The 20,187-nt window shown below is 67.0% G+C and carries 18 protein-coding genes; 10 read left to right on the top strand and 8 right to left on the bottom strand.

The window, feature by feature from the left end; all coding sequences use genetic code 11:
* Positions 1-70: 70 nt before the first annotated feature.
* The 6 genes from KV697_RS07595 to KV697_RS07570 all read left to right on the top strand — a co-directional run bounded on the left by KV697_RS07595 (position 71) and on the right by KV697_RS07570 (position 7,151).
* Positions 71-1,021 carry a helix-turn-helix domain-containing protein gene (locus KV697_RS07595; RefSeq protein WP_257575698.1) on the top strand — a complete coding sequence of 317 codons (951 nt, stop codon included), beginning with the start codon at positions 71-73 and terminating at the stop codon, positions 1,019-1,021.
* A gap of 88 nt (positions 1,022-1,109) precedes the next feature.
* A complete protein-coding gene (locus KV697_RS07590; protein ID WP_219020776.1) occupies positions 1,110-2,048 on the top strand; it encodes a tetratricopeptide repeat protein in 939 nt (312 codons plus the stop codon).
* Between the two features lie 217 nt (positions 2,049-2,265).
* Positions 2,266-3,258 (top strand): tRNA lysidine(34) synthetase TilS, encoded by a 993-nt coding sequence (gene tilS, locus KV697_RS07585; protein WP_219020775.1) that lies wholly within the window; start codon positions 2,266-2,268, stop codon positions 3,256-3,258.
* 212 nt (positions 3,259-3,470) lie between these two features.
* Positions 3,471-5,438 (top strand): ATP-dependent zinc metalloprotease FtsH, encoded by a 1,968-nt coding sequence (ftsH, locus tag KV697_RS07580; protein ID WP_219020774.1) that lies wholly within the window; start codon positions 3,471-3,473, stop codon positions 5,436-5,438.
* 179 nt (positions 5,439-5,617) lie between these two features.
* Positions 5,618-6,499, top strand: a complete 882-nt coding sequence (locus tag KV697_RS07575; RefSeq protein WP_219020773.1) for a dienelactone hydrolase family protein — start codon at positions 5,618-5,620, stop codon at positions 6,497-6,499.
* A gap of 31 nt (positions 6,500-6,530) precedes the next feature.
* Positions 6,531-7,151: a glutathione S-transferase family protein gene (locus KV697_RS07570; RefSeq protein ID WP_219020772.1), complete on the top strand. Its 621-nt coding sequence runs from the start codon at positions 6,531-6,533 to the stop codon at positions 7,149-7,151.
* A 3-nt stretch (positions 7,152-7,154) separates the two neighbouring features.
* Here the strand turns inward: KV697_RS07570 and KV697_RS07565 are convergent, their stop codons facing one another.
* The 3 genes from KV697_RS07565 to pgi form a co-directional block, all read right to left on the bottom strand.
* Positions 7,155-7,319, bottom strand: a complete 165-nt coding sequence (locus KV697_RS07565) for a hypothetical protein (protein ID WP_219020771.1) — start codon at positions 7,317-7,319, stop codon at positions 7,155-7,157.
* A 158-nt stretch (positions 7,320-7,477) separates the two neighbouring features.
* Complete coding sequence (gene gor, locus KV697_RS07560) at positions 7,478-8,827, bottom strand: glutathione-disulfide reductase (RefSeq protein WP_219020770.1); 1,350 nt, start codon at positions 8,825-8,827, stop codon at positions 7,478-7,480.
* 236 nt (positions 8,828-9,063) lie between these two features.
* Entirely contained in the window at positions 9,064-10,557 is a 1,494-nt protein-coding gene (gene pgi, locus KV697_RS07555) for a glucose-6-phosphate isomerase (RefSeq protein WP_219020769.1), read from the bottom strand.
* 229 nt (positions 10,558-10,786) lie between these two features.
* Between pgi and KV697_RS07550 the strand changes: the two genes are divergently transcribed.
* Positions 10,787-11,623 carry an energy transducer TonB gene (locus tag KV697_RS07550; RefSeq protein ID WP_219020768.1) on the top strand — a complete coding sequence of 279 codons (837 nt, stop codon included), beginning with the start codon at positions 10,787-10,789 and terminating at the stop codon, positions 11,621-11,623.
* A gap of 45 nt (positions 11,624-11,668) precedes the next feature.
* Here KV697_RS07550 and KV697_RS07545 read toward each other — a convergent pair whose 3' ends face one another.
* Together KV697_RS07545 and sppA are read right to left on the bottom strand one after the other, a co-directional pair.
* Positions 11,669-12,259: a GNAT family N-acetyltransferase gene (locus KV697_RS07545; protein ID WP_219020767.1), complete on the bottom strand. Its 591-nt coding sequence runs from the start codon at positions 12,257-12,259 to the stop codon at positions 11,669-11,671.
* A gap of 222 nt (positions 12,260-12,481) precedes the next feature.
* Positions 12,482-14,443, bottom strand: a complete 1,962-nt coding sequence (gene sppA, locus KV697_RS07540) for a signal peptide peptidase SppA (protein WP_219020766.1) — start codon at positions 14,441-14,443, stop codon at positions 12,482-12,484.
* Positions 14,444-14,670: 227 nt separating this feature from the next.
* Between sppA and groES the strand changes: the two genes are divergently transcribed.
* Together groES and groL are read left to right on the top strand one after the other, a co-directional pair.
* The gene (gene groES, locus KV697_RS07535; protein ID WP_007405746.1) at positions 14,671-14,958 is read left to right on the top strand and encodes a co-chaperone GroES; all 288 of its coding nucleotides are present in this window, start codon (positions 14,671-14,673) and stop codon (positions 14,956-14,958) included.
* Between the two features lie 53 nt (positions 14,959-15,011).
* Entirely contained in the window at positions 15,012-16,652 is a 1,641-nt protein-coding gene (gene groL / locus KV697_RS07530) for a chaperonin GroEL (RefSeq protein WP_058717392.1), read from the top strand.
* Between the two features lie 476 nt (positions 16,653-17,128).
* Here the strand turns inward: groL and KV697_RS07525 are convergent, their stop codons facing one another.
* From KV697_RS07525 to KV697_RS07515, 3 genes are read right to left on the bottom strand one after another with little or no spacing between them, the layout of a single operon-like run.
* Positions 17,129-17,869, bottom strand: a complete 741-nt coding sequence (locus tag KV697_RS07525; RefSeq protein ID WP_219020765.1) for a DsbA family protein — start codon at positions 17,867-17,869, stop codon at positions 17,129-17,131.
* A 30-nt stretch (positions 17,870-17,899) separates the two neighbouring features.
* On the bottom strand, positions 17,900-18,592 hold the full coding sequence (locus tag KV697_RS07520) for a DsbA family protein (protein ID WP_257575840.1): 693 nt from the start codon (positions 18,590-18,592) through the stop codon (positions 17,900-17,902).
* A complete protein-coding gene (locus tag KV697_RS07515) occupies positions 18,592-19,107 on the bottom strand; it encodes a DUF721 domain-containing protein (RefSeq protein WP_219020763.1) in 516 nt (171 codons plus the stop codon). The genes KV697_RS07520 and KV697_RS07515 overlap by 1 nt, the downstream gene beginning before the upstream one ends.
* A 26-nt stretch (positions 19,108-19,133) precedes the next feature.
* On the opposite strand from KV697_RS07515, the gene KV697_RS07510 reads away from it, so the two are divergent.
* Positions 19,134-20,183 (top strand): A/G-specific adenine glycosylase, encoded by a 1,050-nt coding sequence (locus KV697_RS07510; RefSeq protein ID WP_219020762.1) that lies wholly within the window; start codon positions 19,134-19,136, stop codon positions 20,181-20,183.
* The last annotated feature ends 4 nt before the right edge of the window (positions 20,184-20,187 follow it).

The following is a 20,187-nucleotide window of genomic DNA, read 5'->3' as shown; positions in this document are numbered from 1 at the left end:
GACTTGATCCCACCCGTCTGAAAGAACGACCGCGATCATGGGGTGGGCCATGGTCGCTTCGGAGTTGAGAATGGACGAGGTCAATCCCGGCCACGATGCCGCACCAGCGGCACCTGCCCGCGCCGGTGACGTCCTGCGCACGGCGCGTGAGGCGCAGGGGCTATCGCTGGGCGATATCGGTGCGCGGACGCGCATCCCCAGTCGTCATCTCGCGGCGATCGAGGCATCCGATTATCAGAGCCTGCCGTCGGCCACCTATGCGGTCGGCTTCGCCAAGGCCTATGCCCGCGCGGTCGGCGCCGATGAGGTCGCGATCGCGCAGGCCGTGCGCGCCGATGTCGACCGGTTCGGCCGCCGCGTCACCGAATATGTGCCGCAGGACATTGCCGATCCCGCCCGCGTGCCCTCGCGTGGGCTGGCGATCGTCGGGGTGGGCCTGGCGCTGGCACTGCTCGTCATCGCGGGGCTGTGGTATGGCACCGACCTGTTCCGCCGCGACCGCACCGCGCAGGAGGTGCCCGCCGCGACCCCGCTGACCAATGCGTCCGCGCCCGCACCGACGCCTGCGCCCAGCCCGACGCCGGTGACGGCGGGCAAGGTCGTGCTGACTGCCAATGGCGACGTGTGGCTGCGCGTCTACGATGCGGACAATGTCACGCTGAAGATGGGCACGTTGAAGCCGGGCGAAAGCTATGAGGTGCCCGCCACCGCAAAGGGGCCGCTGCTGAATGTCGGCCGCCCCGACAAGCTGAGCGTGACGCTGGACGGCAAGCCCATTCCGCCGCTGGGCGATGGTTCGCGCGCGATCAAGGACGTCCGGCTCGATCCGCAGGCGATCGGCGCGCGGCTGTCGGGTGCTCCGGTCGCGGCTTCTGCGCCGACGCCGACCGTGCGTACCCCGCTGCGTGAGCGGACGGAGCGCCGTTCGACGCGTGCTGCGGGTGGCGAGACCGGCGGCAACGCCCTGACGGCGCCAGCGCCTTCGCCTTCGCCCGCCACCACCGCACCGGCGGACCTGTAAGAAGCGGAAATCTTCAGGCTGGAGACAGCCGGGGCAGGGCAGGGTGGCCCTGTCCCTTTCATAATCAGCCCACCGGGGGGTGAAACCGATGCGTAACCTGTTGCTGGCCGGGGTCGCGGCCGTGATGATCCTGCCGACCGCCGCCATCGCCCAGTCCAATGTCGAGGGCCGGGTCGGCAAGCTGGAAAGCGAAATGCGCGCCGTCCAGCGCAAGGTCTTCCCGAACGGCGCGGGCGGCTATGTCCAGCCCGAGATCACCGCGCCGCAGACCCAGGCGCAGGCGCCGGGCGTTCCTGCCTCCAGCGCCTTGTCCGACCTGACCTCGCGCGTGACCTCGCTGGAGGAGCAGATGGCCGGACTGACCGGCCAGATCGAGCAGAACGGCTATCGCACCCGCCAGCTCCAGGATCAGTTCGACGCCTATAAGCGCGCCACCGAAGCGCGGTTGAAGGCGCTGGAGTCCGGCCCCGCGCCGATCGCTCCTGCGGGGCAGAGCGCGCCGCTCGACACGTCCGCTGCGCCCGCCACCACGAGCGGATCGACCCGCCCGACCAAGACCCCGGCGGCCCCCTCGGTCGTGACCGGCGACACCGCGACGGCGACCCCGGCGGCGGCGGTCGACAAGCCCTCGACCGGTGATGCGGCCGAGGATGCCTATCTTTACGGCTATCGCCTGTGGCAGGCCAAGCGATACCCGGAGGCGGAGGCCGCGCTGAAGAAGATGGTCGCCGACTATCCCAAGAGCCGCCGCGCCAGCTTCGCTCAGAACCTGCTGGGTCGCACCTATCTCGATTCCGGCAAGCCCAGCCTCGCGTCGATGGCTTTCTACGAGAATTACAAGAAATTCCCGGATGGCGAGCGTGCGCCTGACAGCCTTCTCTATCTCGGCCAGGCGCTGACCAAGCTCAACAAGCCTGCCGATGCCTGCAAGGTCTATGACGAGCTGAGCGATGTATACGGCGCCAAGCTGTCCGGTGCGATGAAGGCGCAGATCGCGAGCGGCCGCAGCGCGGCGAAGTGCCAGTAAGGAACTGAGGGGGGGATTTCTCGCTCCGCTCCACCCTCACGCTTCCAGTGCTGTGCACCTCCCTCCCTCTCCCGATGGGAGAGGGAAGGGGCCCACCCGCGATAGCGGGTGGGAAGGGTGAGGGCGGTCCGCACGCCATCGGGCAGCGCAAAACCGCTTGCACTGGTAAGGCGGAAGGGCCAGAGGGCGCGCATCCCTGACCAGTTTTGAGAGCATCATGGCCACCGATGCCACGGCCGTCGATCAGATTGCGCGCTTCGCCGCCGATCTGACGCTTCTTCACGATCCCCATGCCAATGCGGCACCCTTGTTGCTGGCGGTGTCCGGCGGGCCGGACAGCATGGCGATGCTGACCCTGGCGGTGGCGGCCTTTCCGGGGCGGATAGCGGTGGCGACGGTCGACCATGGCCTGCGGCCCGAGGCGGCGGACGAAGCGCGCATGGTCGCCGATCACTGCGCGAAGCTGGGCATGCCGCATCATAGCTTGCGCCCCGAGACAGCGATCGCGGGGGCCAGCATCCAGTCCCAGGCGCGCGAGGCGCGCTATGCCCTGCTCGCCGCGCAGGCCCGCGCGATCGGCGCGGCCGCGATCCTGACCGCGCATCATGCCGACGATCAGGCGGAGACCTTCCTGATGCGCGCGGCGCGTGGGGCGGGGCTGTCGGGCCTGTCGGGGGTACGGGCGCGGACGGTGATCGCCGATGCGGTCGTACTGCGGCCATTGCTCGACTGGCGCCGGGCCGAGCTGCGTCAGATCGTCCGCCGCGCCGAAGCGCCGTTCGTCGACGATCCCGCCAATCACGATCCGCGCCACGACCGCACCCGCTTCCGGCAGTTGCTCGACGGGCATGAGTGGCTGGGCGTCGCGCAGCTTGCGCGGGCGGCGGCGCAGCTGGCCGAGGCGGATACCGATCTGCGCGCGACGGTCGACTGGCTGTGGGCCGAGCGGGCGCAGATCGACGGTGACAATGTCCGTATCCAGGCCGCCGATTTGCCGCGCGAGCTGGGACGGCGCCTCGCCCGCCGCGCGATCGGCACGGTCCGCGCCGCTGCCGGGATCGAGGCTCCCGCCTGGAGCGAGGGGAGCAATATCGAAAAGCTGCTCGAATCGCTGGCGCAGGGCAGCCGCGCGACCCAGGCCGGGGTGATCGCGAGCGTCCGCTCCGGCGTCTGGCGCTTCCGTCCGGCCCCGCCGAGGAAGACGGGCTGATCCTCCCCGGTACGGAGAGGGGGACCACGCAAAGCATGGTGGAGGGGGCGTGCCGTGAGGAATGTCCTATGCGAAGCGCCCCGTCAGGCCTTCGACCTGCCACCTCCCCGTTCCGGAGAGGATCGATCAGGCCCGATCACAATGATCGGTCTTGTTCCATTGCCATTAACCTCGTCATGCCTATCTTGGAGGCTGAAAGGTATCCGGCACCGATGAACGACAACGACAAGCAGCAGAGCCCCGATCCCAATGGGGGCGGCAACCCCTGGATGAAGAGCCTGTTGATCTGGGTGGGCATCCTGATGGCGCTCGCCCTGTTCGTCAGCCTGTCGGGCGCGGGTTCCTCGGCGCAGAGCGGCAACCAGATCGAATATTCGACCTTCCTGGACAAGGTCGACGAGGGCACGGTGAAGACCGCGACCATCTCGCGCGAGTCGATCACCGGCACGCTGTCTTCGGGTGAGAAGTTCCGCACCACCCCGGTTCCCGACTCGCAGCTGATCCCGCGTCTGCGCGAGAAGGGCGTGACCTTCACGGCGAAGACCGAGGAAGGGCCGTCCATCTGGATGCTGATGCTCTACAATTCGCTGCCCTTCCTGCTGTTCATCGGCATCGCCTTCTTCGTGCTGCGCCAGATGCAGAAGGGCGGCGGCGCCAGCGGTGCGATGGGCTTCGGCAAGAGCCGGGCGCGGATGCTGACCCAGAAGGAAGGCAAGGTGACCTTCGACGATGTGGCCGGCATCGACGAAGCGCGCGAAGAGCTGCAGGAAATCGTCGAGTTCCTGAAGGACCCGTCGAAGTTCGCACGCCTCGGCGGCAAGATCCCGAAGGGCGCGCTGCTGGTCGGCTCGCCGGGTACCGGCAAGACGCTGCTCGCCCGCGCGATTGCGGGTGAGGCGGGCGTGCCCTTCTTTACCATCTCGGGTTCGGACTTTGTCGAGATGTTCGTCGGCGTCGGTGCTAGCCGCGTGCGCGACATGTTCGAACAGGCGAAGAAGTCGGCCCCCTGCATCGTCTTCATCGACGAAATCGACGCGGTCGGCCGCCATCGCGGTGCCGGCCTGGGCAATGGCAATGACGAGCGTGAGCAGACGCTGAACCAGCTGCTGGTCGAGATGGATGGTTTCGAGGCCAATGAAGGCATCATCATCATCGCCGCGACCAACCGCCCCGACGTGCTCGACCCCGCGCTGCTGCGTCCCGGCCGCTTCGACCGTCAGGTCGTGGTGCCGCGCCCGGACATCGATGGCCGCGTGAAGATCCTCGAAGTCCATATGAAGAAGGTGCCGCTGGCCCCCGACGTCGACGCCCGCGTCATTGCGCGCGGCACGCCGGGCTTCTCGGGCGCGGACCTCGCCAACCTCGTCAACGAAGCGGCGCTGATGGCGGCGCGCAAGGGCAAGCGCCTGGTCGCCAATGCCGAGTTCGAGGAAGCCAAGGACAAGGTCATGATGGGCGCGGAACGCCGCTCCATGGTCATGACCGACGACGAGAAGCGGATGACCGCCTATCACGAGGCGGGCCATGCCGTCGTCGCGCTGCACGAACCCGCGTCTGACCCGATCCACAAGGCGACGATCATCCCGCGCGGCCGTGCGCTGGGCATGGTGATGCGCCTGCCGGAACGCGACTCGTACAGCTATCACCGCGACAAGATGTACGCGAACCTGGCGGTCGCCATGGGTGGGCGCATCGCCGAGGAGATCATCTTCGGCTATGACAAGGTGTCGAGCGGTGCCAGCGGCGACATCCAGTACGCCACGGGTCTGGCCCGCGACATGGTCACCAAATGGGGCATGTCGGACAAGGTCGGCCCGGTCGAATACGCCCAGCCGGAAGGCGAGAGCTTCCTGGGCTATTCGTCCAGCCAGCCGGTGCGCATGTCCAACCAGACCGCGCAGCTGATCGACGACGAGATCAAATCAATCGTCGAGGGCGGTCTGCATCGTGCCAAGCACGTCCTGACCGAGCATGTCGACCAGCTCCATCTGCTGGCCGGTGCGCTGCTGGAATATGAGACGCTGTCGGGTGACGAGATCAAGAAGCTGATCGCGGGCGACGATATCGGTCGTGACGATCCCAAGCTGAAGGCGGCCCCCATCGCCAAGGCCGGGACCTCGATCCCGAAGACCCGGCGTGGGGCAGGACCGTTCGGGTCGCCAAGTCCGCTGGGGGCGTGATCGCTTCGATAGGCTGACGAAAGGGCCGCTCCCGGTGAGGGGGCGGCCTTTTTGTTTTGGGCGTCGTCCCACGCCCCGAAAGCCTAGCCGCGAGCCCGTCACACCATTAAGCTCCTCATCCGGGTCGCAAAAACACCGGCATCCATGCCGAACCCGCGACCATCAGTGGAGGATGCCGGATGACCGATTCGCTGCGTGACCGCGCCGTCCAGATCTATGACGCCTTTACCCATGAGCATCACGACCGCCGCACATTGCTGCGCCAGATGACCGCGCTCGCGGGATCGGTCGCCGCGGCCGAGGCGCTGATCCTGGGTATATCCGCCAGCCCCGCCGCCGCCGCGCTGACCGATGCGCATGATGCCCGGCTGCGCATCGACCGTCGCGAGGGCATGGAGGCGGGTGCGCGCTCGGCCGCCTATCTCGCCAGTCCCAAGGGCGTGAAGAAGCGGCTCGGCACGGTGCTCGTCATCCACGAAAATCGCGGGCTGACCCCGCATATCGAGGATGTCACGCGGCGTGTGGCCCTCGCCGGGTTCCACGCCATCGCGCCCGATCTGCTTGCCCCGCAAGGCGGCACGCCTGCCGATGAGGACCGCGCGCGGACGCTGATCGGCACGCTCGACTATGATCTGGCGCTGGCCCAGGCGCGGGCGATGATGGCCCATGCCGTGGCCGACAAGACGGGGACAGGCCAGGTCGGCGCGGTCGGCTTTTGCTGGGGCGGGGCGTTCGTCAACCGGTTGGCGGTGGCGGCGGGCCCGGCGCTGTCGGCGGGCGTAGCTTATTACGGCCCCGCACCGAGTGCCGGCGAGGCGGCGAAGGTCCAGTCGCCGCTGATGCTGCATTATGCGGGCAAGGATGCGCGGGTGAATGCCACCGGCGAGCCTTGGGTTGCGGCGCTCAAGACGGCGGGGCGGCCGGTCGAGGCCTTCACCTATCCGGGCGTCGACCATGCCTTCAACAACGACAGCTCGGCCGAGCGCTATAATGCGGCGGCGGCGACCCAGGCCTGGGCGCGGACGATCGCCTTCCTGCACCGCCATCTCGATCGTGCCTGATTTCGCCCCTCGCACCGCCATGGAGAGCCTGATGACCGCCGACCTGACGCTGTACACCAATCCCCAGTCGCGCGGCCGCATCGCGCGCTGGATGCTGGAGGAAACGGGGGCGACCTATGAGACGGTCGTGCTGGATTACGGGGCGACGATGATCGCGCCCGACTATCGCGCGATCAATCCGATGATGAAGGTGCCCGCCATCGTCCATAGGGATCAGGTGGTGACCGAGGCGGCGGCGATCTGCGCCTATCTCGCCGAAGCCTTTCCCGATGCCGAACTGTCGCCCTTGCCGCGGGAGCAAGCGCGTTATTTTCGCTGGCTGTTCTTCGCCGCCGGGCCGCTGGAGGCCGCGATCACCAATCGCGCGATGGGCGTGGACCCGACCGCCGAGCAGCAGCGTATGGCGGGCTATGGCGATTTCGACCGGGCCGTGGGTGTCGTCGGCGCGGCGGTGGCCGAGCATCCCTATATCACCGGCGAGCGCTTCACGGCGGCGGATGTCTATCTGGGGTCGCAGCTGATGTGGTTCACCCAGTTCGGGCTGATCCCCAAGTCCGATGCGATCATGGCCTATATCGGTCGCTTGCAGGATCGTCCCGCGCATCGGCGCGCCACCGCGCTGGACGATGGCAAAAGCGCGGAAGACGCCTGACGATCAGATCGAAGAGTCGGCTCCCGCCTGCTGATGGGCGTTGCGCAGCATTTCGAGCCCGGCGGCGATGTGGTTGCCCGCCAGCGGCTGGTTCAGTGCATCGGCGCCGTCCATCGCGGCCTTTGCGAAGGCGATGACCTGCTCGAAAGTAATGGCATGCTCGCTCATCTTCGGTTCCATTTCCACCACAACGCCTCTGTTCCAACGTCCCAACGACTCGACGTGAACATAATCCTAAGTCGCAATAAAGTTTCGTGCGATATATAAAAGCGGCTGATCTATCTTTGGACTGCCCCCCGGTGGGACACCGAGGGGCAGTCGAGCCTTCAGCGCATCAAGACCAGCTCTTCCGACATGGTCGGGTGCAGCGCGACGGTCGCGTCGAATTGCGCCTTGGTTAGTCCGGCCTTCACTGCGATGGCGGCGGCCTGGAGGATTTCGGGCACGTCGGGGCCGATCATGTGCAGCCCGACCACCCGGCCGGTGTCGCCGTCGCACACCATCTTGTAGAGTGCGCGCTCCTCGCGGCCCGCCAGGACATTCTTCATCGGGCGGAAGTCGGAGGTATAGACCTGCACCGAGCCCAGCGTCTGCTTCGCCTGCGCCTCGGTCATGCCGACGCCCGCCATCGGCGGATGGCTGAACACGGCGGCCGGGATGCAGTCGTAATCGACGCGGGTCGGCTTGCCGCCGAACACAGTGTCGGCAAAGGCCTGCCCCTCGCGGATCGCCACGGGGGTCAGCTGGACGCGGTTGGTTACGTCGCCGACCGCATAGATGCTGTCGCAGGTCGAGCGATTGTCCTCGTCCACCTTGATCGCACCATGATCGTCCAGCTCGACGCCCGCCGTCTCCAGCCCCAGGCCGTGGGTGTTGGGCAGGCGGCCGGTCGCGAACATGACTAGGTCGACGATGATCGGCTCGTGGTTGGACATGGATACCTTCAGGCAGCCATCATCCATCTTCTCGATCCCCTCGAACGTCGCGTCGAAGCGGAACTCGATCCCCTTCATCATCGAAATCTGGAGCAGCCGGTCGCGGATCGTCAGGTCGTAGCCGCGAAGGATGTCCTTGCTGCGATTGATGAGCGTGACGTGCGCGCCGAACTGGTGGAACACGCCCGCGAACTCGTTGGCGATATAGCCGGCGCCCGCGATCAGGACGCGCTTGGGAATGGCATCGAGATGGAACGCCTCGTTGGAGGTGATGCCGTGCTCGTGACCGGGGCAGGAGGGGACGGCCGGATGCGCGCCGACCGCGATCAGGATACGCTCGGCGGTCTTCTCGGTCCCGTCGGCCAGGCGGACGCTGTGCGGGCCGGTAACGACGGCGCGCTGGTCGATGATCTCGACATTGTGGCTTTCCAGCGTCTTCTTGTACGCGCCGTTCAGCCGGTCGACTTCCGCCAGCACATTGTCGCGCAGGGTCGTCCACGAAAACTCGCAGTCGCTCGGCACCTGCCAGCCGAAGCGGCGGGCGTCCTTCAGATCCTCGGCAAAATGCGCGCCATAGACGAGCAGCTTCTTGGGCACACAGCCGCGAATGACGCAGGTGCCGCCGACGCGATACTCCTCGGCCACCGCCACGCGCGCACCATGTGCCGCCGCGACCCGCGAGGCCCGCGTACCGCCCGAACCAGCCCCGATGATGAACAGGTCATAGTCATAGTCAGCCATGGGATCGGTTTCTCCGGGGAAATGGGGCGTCTGGCCCGCCTAAAAGCACAACGGGGGACGCCGAGCCAAGTTCAGCGTCCCCCTGACAGTGATCGGATATATGATCCTCCCCGGTACGGGGAGGGGGACCGCCGCGAAGCGGTGGTGGAGGGGGCGTTCCACAAAGCATGTCCTATGTGGATGCCCCCCTCCGTCAGGGCTACGCCCTGCCACCTCCCCGTGCCGGGGAGGATTTTTTACGCGCCAAAGGCCCGCTTGATCAGGTCCTCGGTCGACGGATCGAACTCCTGCCCGCCCTGATCGGCCGCCTTGGCCATTTCCTTGCCCAGCTCGACGCCGAACTGGTCGAAGCTGTTGATGCCCAGCAGCACGCCGTTCACGAACACGCGATGCTCGTAAAAGGCGATCAGCGCGCCCAGCGTGCGCGGGTCGAGCGTGTCGAGCAGGATGGTCGAGGACGGACGATCGCCCGAATAGCTGCGCGCGGGGTCATCGACCTTCTTGCCCTTCATCAGCGCGGCACCCTGCGCAAAGGCGTTGAGCAGCAGCTGGCGGTGATGATCGTCGCTCAGCACATCGCCCGGCTCGATGACCGCGATGAACTCGACCGGCACCAGATGCGTGCCCTGGTGGAGCAGCTGGAACACGGCATGCTGCGCGTCGGTGCCGACCCCGCCCCAGGTGATCGCGGCGGTCGGCCGTCCGACCGGCTGGCCGTCGACGGTCACGCCCTTGCCGTTCGACTCCATCTCCAACTGCTGGAGATAGGAGGGGAGCAGGCGCAGGCGCTCGTCATAGGCGAAGGGTGCGCGCGTCTCGGCATGGCGGACCTGGGTGTAATAGAGGTCGGCAAAGGCGGCGAGCGCGGGGGCGTTCTGTGCCAGATCAGTCAGGCGGAAATGGCGGTCCATCTCGGCCGCGCCTTCCAGCAGTTCCTCGAACGCGTCCCAGCCCAGGCCGAGCGCCGCCGGGAAGCCGATCGTCGACCAGAGCGAATAACGGCCGCCGACCGATTCGGCGAACGGCAGGATGCGCGTCTCGTCCACGCCCCATTCCACGGCCTTTTCGGGATTGGCGGTCAGTGCGATGACCTTGCCATAGGGGTCCTCGACGCCGCTCTCGGTCATCCACTGCAGCGCCGAGGTGGCGTTCAGCATCGTCTCGGTGGTGGTGAAGGTCTTCGATGCAACGACCAGCAGCGTGGCGGCGGGGTCGAAGCGCTTGAACACCTCCTCCAGCGCAACGCCGTCGACGTTCGACACGATCGCCACGTCGTAACGGTCGCTGTCGCGGCCCAGCGCATCGACCAGCAGGTCGGGGCCGAGCGCCGAGCCGCCGATGCCGATGTGCAGGACATGGCGGATCGGCCCCAGCGCCTCGGCCTCGATCGCGTCGATCAGCGCGCGCATCCGGGCGTGGGACTGGCGCGCGGTGGCGACGCTTTCGGGATTGCCCTCGCCACGCTCGGCGGTGTGCTCGACCGCGCGGCCCTCGGTGACGTTGACCACCTCGCCGCCGAACAATGCGTCACGCTTGGCGGCCAGCCCCTTGGCCTTGGCGAGGTCGGCGAAGGCGGCAACCGCTTCGCGCGTCAGGTGCGTCTTGGACCAGTCGAAATGGATACCCGCCACGTCCAGGCTGAGCGACGCCAGCCGATTGGGATCATTCGCGAAAAGATCGAGAAGCGGGGTCTGCGGGAGCGATTCGATCGTCGACCAGTCGGCAGCCATGATGCCTGTTCCTTCCTTGACGTGCCCGATGGGGCTTCATGCACGGCGTTAGCCAAAGCGGACGGGCAAAGCCAAGCCTTAGATTGGTATGGTGGGACGGGATGGGGCGATGATAATGGCGGTTGCTTGATCCAGGATGGGCGTGCCACGCTTCGCCCCGGCGGTGGGAGAGCCATCGATTTGGGGAGAGGGATCAATGCGCGGTCGAACGATGGGGGCTGGCGTGGCCATGCTGGCAAGCGTTCTTGCGCCGGAAATGGCCCAGGCAGCCGAGGTACGGCTGGTGGCGCCATCGTCGAAATGGCAGGTCGACTATGCGCCGACCGAATGTCGCCTGATCCGGACCTTCGGCGAGGGCAAGGACCTGACGATCCTGCAGATCAGCCGTTATAGCCTGGTCGACAGCCTGGAGATGCTGCTGGCCGGTCCACATATTCCGGCGACCGACCAGAATGTCCCGGTGCTCGTCGCGACCTCAACCGTGGCCGAGGTGCCGGGCATCCAGGCCCAGGGTTTCGTGAGCACCGGTAAAATCCCCGCGACCCTGCGCTTCCGCCCGGACGTCGACCTGCCCAAGGCATTTCGCAGCGATGTCGCGGCGGGCAAGCCGACGGTCATGCAGGTGCGTTTCCAGCGCGGCTATAACGTTCAATTCGACATGGGATCGATGAAGGGCGCGATGGCGGCGCTCGATCAGTGTTCGGACGACCTCATCAAAAGCTGGGGACTGGACCCCGCCGCACAGCGTCAGGTGAAGCACGGGCCGATCCCGATCGGCAAGATGGCCGACTGGTTCCGGCCCGGAGACTATCCCAGTGGCGCGGCGAATATGGGCTTGGGCGGCATCGTCATCATCCGTCTTCTGGTCGGGGCGGACGGTCGTGTCCAGAATTGTGCTGTGACCAAATCGGGTGGCGACAAGGTGTTTCAAGACGCGACCTGTCAGGCGGCCACCAAGCGCGCCAGCTTCGAGCCTGCGATCGGTGCCGATGGCAAACCGATCGCCTCGGTCTGGATCCAGCGGATCAGATGGGAACCCGGCGCGCCGTTTTTCGTGGTGCGTTGACGCACAGGTGGTCCGGCCCGACTTTCTCGTCGGGCCGGTATCGAATCACCGATGCTTCACCGCCACCGGATCGCGGACAACGCCGACATCGGCGAAGCGCTTCGGTTCAGCGGGGTGGGGGGCGGGTTCGGCGAGTTCGCGCTGCCAGTAGCCGACATCGATCCAGCGGCCATGCTTGTGCCCGACCTCGCGGAAGACGCCCGCGCGGCGGAAGCCGACGGCTTCGTGCAGCTTGATCGAGCCGTCATTGGGCAGCGCGATGACACCCATCGCCTGGGTGAAGCCTTGCGCGGTCAGCGTGTCGACCAACGCCTCGTAGAGTAGTCGCCCGATCCCCGAACGCTGCGACACGTCGGCGACATAGATGGTTGTCTCCACCACCCAGCGATAGGCCTCGCGCTCGCGGAAGCGCGCGGCATAGGCATAGCCGATCACGCCTTCCTCATGGCCCTCTTCGTCGGCCAGCGTCGCGACGATCCAAGGATAGAGGCCGTCCGCCCCCTCCATCCGCGCGCGCATCGTGTCGGCGTCGGGGGCCTGGGTTTCGAAGGAGACGACGCCCGCCAGGACGTGGGGTGCATAGATGGCAGCGATGGCGGCGGCGTCATCGGGGCGGGCGGCGCGGATGGCGATCATGGGTGCAGCGTCTCCTGAAGCGATGGGTCTGGGTAGCGCGGGGATGTGCGGTTCGGAAAGGGCCGATTCCTGCGACTTGGTTCGGCATGTCACAAACCCCACCTCCGTTCGCACTGAGCGAAGTCGAAGTGCACGTCCTGTGCTTTGCGCCGAGGGAATCCCTTGGCCTTCGACTTCGCTCAGGCTGAACGGGGGTGGGGGATCAGGTCGTAGAAGATCAGCTCAGAGCCCCAACCGCGCGATCAGCAGGTCGAGCAGCCGCTCGTCGCTCGCCGTACCCACCGGACCCAGCGCGCCGCATTCCAGGCATTTCGCCTGGACCGACCCGCCCCGCGCCAGCCGCGCGACGTCGCCCAGCGCGCGCGCCGCCACCGCACGGCGCTCGGCTGCCGCGATCGCGAAGACGTCGCCGCCTTGCTGGCTGTCATCGTCGCTGTCGAACCCTTCGGCGAGCAGCGCGGCGAAGCCCGGCTTCTTCTCCAGATATTCGGGATAGACCTTGGCCGGGGCCAACTTGGCGCGGCGGGCGGCCTCGGCGATGGCGTCGGACAGATTGCCGAAGCGATCGACCAGCCCGATCTGGCGCGCGGTGCCGCCGTCCCACACCCGACCCTGTGCGATGGTGTCGACCTTTTCGGGCGTCATGTGGCGCGACTGGGCGACGCGGGTCAGGAACTGGCGATAGCCATTCTCGATCCCCGCCTGCAGGATGGTGTCGAGCATCGGCGTCGTCCCGCCGAGCACGTCGGGCTGGCCGGTCAGCGGCGTGGTCTTCACCCCGTCGGTCGTCACGCCGATCTTGGCGAGCGTATTCTCGAAGGTCGGGATAATGCCGAAAATGCCGATCGACCCGGTGATCGTGCCCGGCTCGGCAAAGATCAGGTCGGCCGGGGTCGAGACCCAGTAACCGCCCGACGCCGCCAGCCCGCCCATCGAGACGATGACGGGCAGCTTCTGCCGCTTGGCCTCCAGGATCGCCTGGCGGATCTGCTCCGAGGCCAGCACCGACCCACCCGGCGAGTCGACGCGCACGACCAGCGCCTTCAGGTTCTTCTTGGCGAGGCCGTCGAGCAGCGCCTTGGACACCGTCTCACCCGCCGCGGTGCCGGGACCGGCCTCGCCATCGACGATATTGCCCGCGATGGTCAGCACGCCGATCGCATCGCCCTTGGTCGGCAACGGATTGGCGCGCACCCAGGAAGCGTAGGAGATGGTGCGGAACGAGCCTGCGGGCTTGTTCGCCTCGGCGCCTGCAATCTGCGCGACGCGCTTGCCGAAGGCCAGCTTGTCGCCCAGCTTGTCGACCAGCCCCGCCTTCAGATTGGCGTCGGCGATGCTGCCGTTGGACGCCAGCACGGCGCGGTCGGGCTGGGTCAGGAAGGCGTCGATCTGCGCCTTGGGACGCGCCTTGGCGACCGCTTCGCGCCACTGGGCGAACAGTGTGCCGTACAGCGCCTGCGACGCGGCGCGGGCATCGGGGCTCTGGTCGCTGCGGATATAGGGCTCGACGAAGGATTTGAACTTGCCGACGCGGTAGACATGGGTGGTGACGCCCAGCTTGTCGATCAGGCCCTTGTAATAGAGCTGGTTGCCGCCCGGTCCGGTGAACAGCGTGCCGCCCAGCGGATTGACCCAGACCTCGCTGGCGTTGGCGGCCAGGCGATAGGCGCCGTCGGTATAGGCGGTGGCATAGGCCAGCACCGGCTTGCCGCCCTTGCGGAAACGCTGGATCGCTTCGCCGACCTCCTGAAGGGTCGCGGGATAGGCCCCACCGAACGCGTCCAGATCGAGGACCAGCACCTTGACCCGGCCATCGTCCTTGGCGGTGTCGATCGCACGGACCAGATCGCGCAGGCGATATTCGTGCGGCACGCTGCGCCCCGACAGCATCGCAAGCGGGGCGACCGTTTCGGGCTGTTCGACGATCGGGCCGTCTAGCTTCAGCAGCAGCGCGCCGTCGGTGATCGCCTTGGTCCCCGGCCGGGCGTTGAGCGCGGCGAAGATCAGGCCGAAGAACAGCAGCATCGCGGCCAGTACCAGGAAATCCTTGATGCCGACCAGCAGTCGCCAGGCGCCGCGTACCAGCCGCCAGCCGCTGCGCCGTCCGGGCTTGCGCCCCGGTCGGCTGAAATCCTGGTCGAGCGGGGAGGCGGGCGGAAGCGCGTCGGCGCGGGCGTCGGTCATCCCCTATCGCTAGCCCAGCCGTGAAAGCTCGGCAATGGTCCGTGTTACCGTGCCAATACGCGCGCCGGGGCGCCCGGATTTTGTTCCCGGCTTTGCCCCGGTCCGTCGAAATTTTTTGGTGGTAGGCGTTGACGCCCTGAATGGCCGTTCACATATCCGGTCGCGTTGGCACTCGCATGGCTCGAGTGCCAGAAAAGTGTAACACGCCAGATTAAAGGGACATGGCAATGAACTTTCGTCCGTTGCACGACCGCGTTCTCGTCCGTCGCGTCGAGGCCGAAGAAAAGACGGCTGGCGGGATCATCATCCCGGATACCGCCAAGGAAAAGCCCCAGGAGGGCGAGGTCGTCGCTGCCGGCACCGGTGCCAAGGCCGAAGACGGCAAGGTCACGCCGCTGGACGTGAAGGCGGGCGACCGCATTCTGTTCGGCAAGTGGTCGGGCACCGAGGTCAAGGTGAACGGTGAAGACCTGCTCATCATGAAGGAATCGGACATCCTCGGCATCATCGGCTGAGACAGATACTTCTCCCGTTTTTCTGACAATTCCAGATTGAAAGGGTAGCCAACATGGCAGCCAAGGAAGTCAAGTTTTCGCGCGACGCGCGTGAGCGCATCATGAAGGGCGTCGACATCCTCGCCGATGCCGTCAAGGTCACGCTGGGGCCGAAGGGCCGCAACGTCGTGATCGACAAGTCGTTCGGTGCCCCGCGCATCACCAAGGACGGCGTTTCGGTCGCCAAGGAAATCGAACTCAAGGACAAGTTCGAGAACATGGGCGCCCAGATGGTGCGCGAAGTGGCGTCGAAGACCAACGACATCGCCGGTGACGGCACCACCACCGCGACCGTCCTGGCCCAGGCGATCGTCCGCGAGGGTATGAAGTCGGTCGCGGCCGGCATGAACCCGATGGACCTGAAGCGCGGCATCGACATCGCCGTCGCCAAGGTGACTGAGGACATCAAGTCGCGCTCGAAGCCCGTGTCGGGTTCGTCGGAAGTGGCGCAGGTCGGCATCATCTCGGCCAATGGCGACCGTGAAGTCGGCGAGAAGATTGCCGAAGCCATGGAGAAGGTCGGCAAGGAAGGCGTGATCACCGTCGAGGAAGCGAAGGGTCTCGATTTCGAGCTCGACGTCGTCGAGGGCATGCAGTTTGACCGCGGCTACCTCTCGCCCTACTTCATCACCAACCCGGAAAAGATGACGGTCGAACTGAACGACCCGTACATCCTGATCCATGAGAAGAAGCTGTCGAACCTGCAGGCGATGCTCCCGATCCTGGAAGCCGTCGTCCAGTCGGGCCGTCCGCTTCTGATCATCGCCGAGGACATCGAGGGCGAGGCTCTGGCCACGCTCGTCGTCAACAAGCTGCGCGGCGGCCTGAAGGTCGCAGCGGTCAAGGCACCGGGCTTCGGCGATCGTCGCAAGGCGATGCTGGAAGACATCGCCATCCTGACCGCAGGCGAGCTGATCTCGGAAGACCTGGGCATCAAGCTCGAGACCGTCACCGTCGGCATGCTGGGCACCGCCAAGCGCGTCACGATCGACAAGGACAACACCACCATCGTCGATGGTGCGGGTGAAGCCGACGCGATCAAGGGCCGCACCGAGGCGATCCGTGCGCAGATCGAGAACACCACCAGCGATTACGACCGCGAGAAGCTCCAGGAGCGTCTGGCCAAGCTCGCTGGCGGCGTGGCCGTCATCAAGGTCGGCGGTGCGACCGAGGTCGAGGTCAAGGAGCGCAAGGACCGCGTCGACGACGCGCTGCACGCGACCCGCGCGGCCGTCGAAGAGGGCATCGTCCCGGGCGGTGGTACGGCGCTGCTGTACGCGACCAAGGCGCTGGACGGCGTCAAGGGCGTCAACGACGACCAGACCCGTGGTATCGACATCGTTCGCAAGTCGCTGACCGCGCTGGTTCGCCAGATCGCTCAGAACGCCGGTCATGACGGTGCGGTCGTGTCGGGCAAGCTGCTCGACCAGGACGACACCTCGTTCGGCTTCAACGCGTCGACCGACACCTATGAGAACCTGGTGGCCGCTGGCGTCATCGACCCGACCAAGGTCGTCCGCACCGCGCTCCAGAACGCGGCGTCGGTCGCGGGCCTGCTGATCACCACGGAAGCCACCGTGGCCGAGCTGCCCGAAGACAAGCCCGCCATGCCCGCCGGTGGCGGCATGGGCGGCATGGGCGGCATGGACTTCTAAGTCGGATCGGGGACCGGCGGGGCTTGCCCGCCGGGAACCGGACCGGCCTGTCCTTGCGGCAATGCCAAAGAGAGGCTCGGGGAGCGATCCCCGGGCCTTTTTTGCGTCTTCGCCTTCTCAACGCCCGTTCAGCCTGAGCGTAGTCGAAGGCTATGGGACTCGCTTGGGGTGAGAGCGGGGCGTGCACTTCGACTTCGCTCAGTGCGAACGGAGGTGGGGTGGGGGGCTATGGAAACTCCCGTACCCCGGCGGAGGCCGGGGGCCAGTTTCGATGCGCCCGAAGGAGCATTGAACATGGCGTGGGAGGCCCAACGACCCGCTTCGTCATTGCTTCCCCCGCATCCGCACTGCGCGCCATCGGCCACATGGAAGCTGGGCCCCGGCCTCCGCCGGGGTGCATAAGCGACCAAGGCATAGAAAAAGGCGGCCGGACCATCGCCCGACCGCCTTTCCCGTAATCCGAAAGTCCGACCCGCTTACGCGCCCGCGTTCTTCAGCGCCGCCTGCACGTCCGGCCAGCTGATCGCGCCCTTCAGCGGCTTTCCATTCAGCAGGAAGGTCGGCGTGCCCGTCACGGTGCCGTCGGCGCCGCGATCCTGGGTCTGCTTGGTCAGACGGTCGATCTCCTTCATGTCGCCCAGGCACTGACGCGCCTTGGCTTCGGGGATGCCGCGCTGCTTGACGAAGTTGATGAGGTCCATCTGGTCGGCCAGCGCCTTGATGACGTCGACCGGCTTGGCGGTCTGCAGCGCCTTCTGCTGATCGGGGCTCATCGCCTGGAGCTTGTCGTTGAAGCCCTGCTGCGACTGGTACATCTGTTCCAGCACCGGGAAGAAGGTCGCCTCGCCCGCGCAGATGCCGAGCAGCGCCGGGGGCAGGTCGGGCGCGCCGTGGATCAGGAATTCGCGGAATTCCCAGCTGACCTTGCCCGACTTCACGAAATTGTTGACCAGCGGCTCATAGCCCTCACGCGCGAAGGCGCCGCAGGCCGGGCACAGGCGCGAACCATATTCGACCAGCTTGATGGGCGCGTTGGGGTTGCCCATCACATAGCCCTCGGCGGTCTTGTTCACCACCTGGGTCCAGTCCTGGCCCGCCGGGGCGGGGACTGCGGGCAGCGGGGAGGCTGCGGGCGCGCTGCTGTTGGCGTCACCATTGCCACCACCGCAGGCGGCCAGCGCGAGCGGAAGGGCGAGGAGGAGAAGACGAGACTTCATCGACATATGCTCCGAAGGAAAAAGAAGAATTTAGCGGGCGCCCGCCGCGCGCAACAGCGGCTGAAGCTTTTCCCAGGTGAAGACGCCCATGGCCTGTTTGCCGTTGATGAAGAAGCCGGGCGTGCCCTCGAACGATTCGGGTGCCGAGCTCGTCATCGCGACGATACGGTCGGTGGCGGCGCGGTCCGCCAGACAGGTAGCGATCTGCGCATCGGTCAGCCCGGCGCTCTTGCCGATCGCGGTCAGCCCGGCCCCGTCGGCGACCGCGCGCATTTGCGCGGCGGGCGGGTACATGCCGATACGCTGACCATTGGCCTGTTCGAACTCCATGGCGCGCGCGGCCCAGCTCTTCTGCTGGGCGAACAGCGTCTCGGTCAGCCCGACGAACTTGCCCGCGCCGCCGCACCGCGCGATGAGCGAGGCGGCCAGGTCGATCCGGTTGAGCAGGTAATGGCGGATTTCGACGCTGGTCGACCCCGACCGGACCATCTGCCTCTTCAGCACGGGCGTCGCGCTGTTGATGAACGCTGCGCAGTGCGGGCAGGTATAGCTGACATATTCGACCAGCTTCACCCGCGCGGCCGGATTGCCGATGACATAGGCCCCGGCCGGGGTCTGGGTGATATGGGTGGTCCAGTCGACCTTGGCTCGCGCCTGGGCGGCATCGGCCGGAACGGCGGACAGCGACAGGCCGAGCGCGGCCAGCGACAGGAAAAGGCGCATCACGAAACCTTGGGTAGGCCGCGCGTCGCAGCGACGCCTGCGGCAAGCGACTCGAGCACGGCGCGAAGCTCCGGGTCCGCGATCTGGCGCAGCCCTTCGCCCATTTCCGGCGGCACCGGCTGGGGCGGGGGGGCGGGCGCGCGACGCGGGGCGGCCATCGGCAGCTCGCCCTGCCGGATCTGGAGCCGGGCGACCGCCGGATAGCCGAAGAAGCGGTTCACCCGCTCGATGATCTCGGGCGCGATATGCTGCATCATCGGTGCGTGGGCGCCGCGCACGACCAGGGTCAGCACGCCGTTCTGCTTCTCGCCCTGCGGAAAGCGAATCGATTCGGGGGCGCTGGCGGTCGACAGGCGCGGGCCGACGATATCGGGCCAGCGGCTGACGATCGCGCTCTGGACGAAACCGAAGCGGCGAAAGGCCGCGCCGCCGATGGCGGGCAGCAATTCGGACACCGCGCGGGGGCGGTTGGAACGGGGGGGCGGCTCCTGGGGGGCGCGGACGCGCTTGCTCATATCCGTCCCCATGCCATAGCGGGCGGGTGGACGCCAAGCATTCATCATCGCCCGATACGCCCGCCACCCGGCTGCTCGCCTGGTACGACCGGCATGCCCGCGACCTGCCTTGGCGCAGCAAACCGGGGGAGGTGCCCGATCCCTACCGCGTCTGGTTGTCCGAGGTGATGCTGCAACAGACGACGGTGGCGGCGGTCACGCCCCGCTTCACCGCCTGGGTGGCGCGCTGGCCTGATGTCGTCAGCTTGGCGGCGGCGTCGGACGAGGACATCATGGCCGCCTGGGCGGGGCTGGGCTATTATGCCCGTGCCCGCAATCTGGTGAAGGCCGCGCGGGCTGTGGTCGCCGAGCATGGCGGGCGCTTTCCGACGACCGAGGCGGGGTTGCGGGCGCTACCGGGGCTGGGGGCCTATACGGCGGCGGCGGTCGCGGCGATCGCGTTCGGCGAGCGCGCGGTGGTGGTCGATGCCAATGTCGAGCGCGTCGTCGCCCGGCTGTTTGCCATCACGACCCCGCTGCCCGCCGCGCGGCCCGCGATCCGCGAGGCCACCGACCGGATTACGCCCGACACGCGCGCGGGTGATTTTGCGCAGGCGATGATGGATTTGGGCTCCTCCATCTGCACGGTGAAGAAGCCGCAATGCCTGCTCTGCCCGATCGCGGTGGATTGCAGGGCGAGGGCGGAGGGGGGCGCCGAGACGCTGCCCGCAAAGGCGCCCAAAAAGGCGCGGCCCTATCGTCACGGCACCGTCTTCTGGATCGAGCAAAAGGGGCGCGTCTGGCTGGTCCGCCGCCCGGACAAGGGGATGCTGGGCGGTATGCGCGCGCTGCCGACCGGACCCTGGGTCGATGAGCGGCCCGGGCTGGCCGATGCGCCGGGGCAGGGGCCGTGGACGATGCTGAACGAGACGGTCGTGCATGGCTTCACCCATTTCGAGCTGGAACTGGCATTGGCGCGGACCGAGGGCGAGCCGGACGATAGGAGCGTGGGGGAGTGGTGGCCGATAGGGGACCTTGGAACCGCAGGGCTGCCCACCTTGTTCGCGCGGGCAGCCGATCTGTTGAAAAGGGCCTGATAGT

The organism is Sphingomonas sanguinis (genome assembly GCF_019297835.1).
GTDB classification, from domain to species: Bacteria; Pseudomonadota; Alphaproteobacteria; order Sphingomonadales; family Sphingomonadaceae; genus Sphingomonas; species Sphingomonas sanguinis_D.
This window is presented reverse-complemented; position numbering and strand designations above follow the sequence as displayed.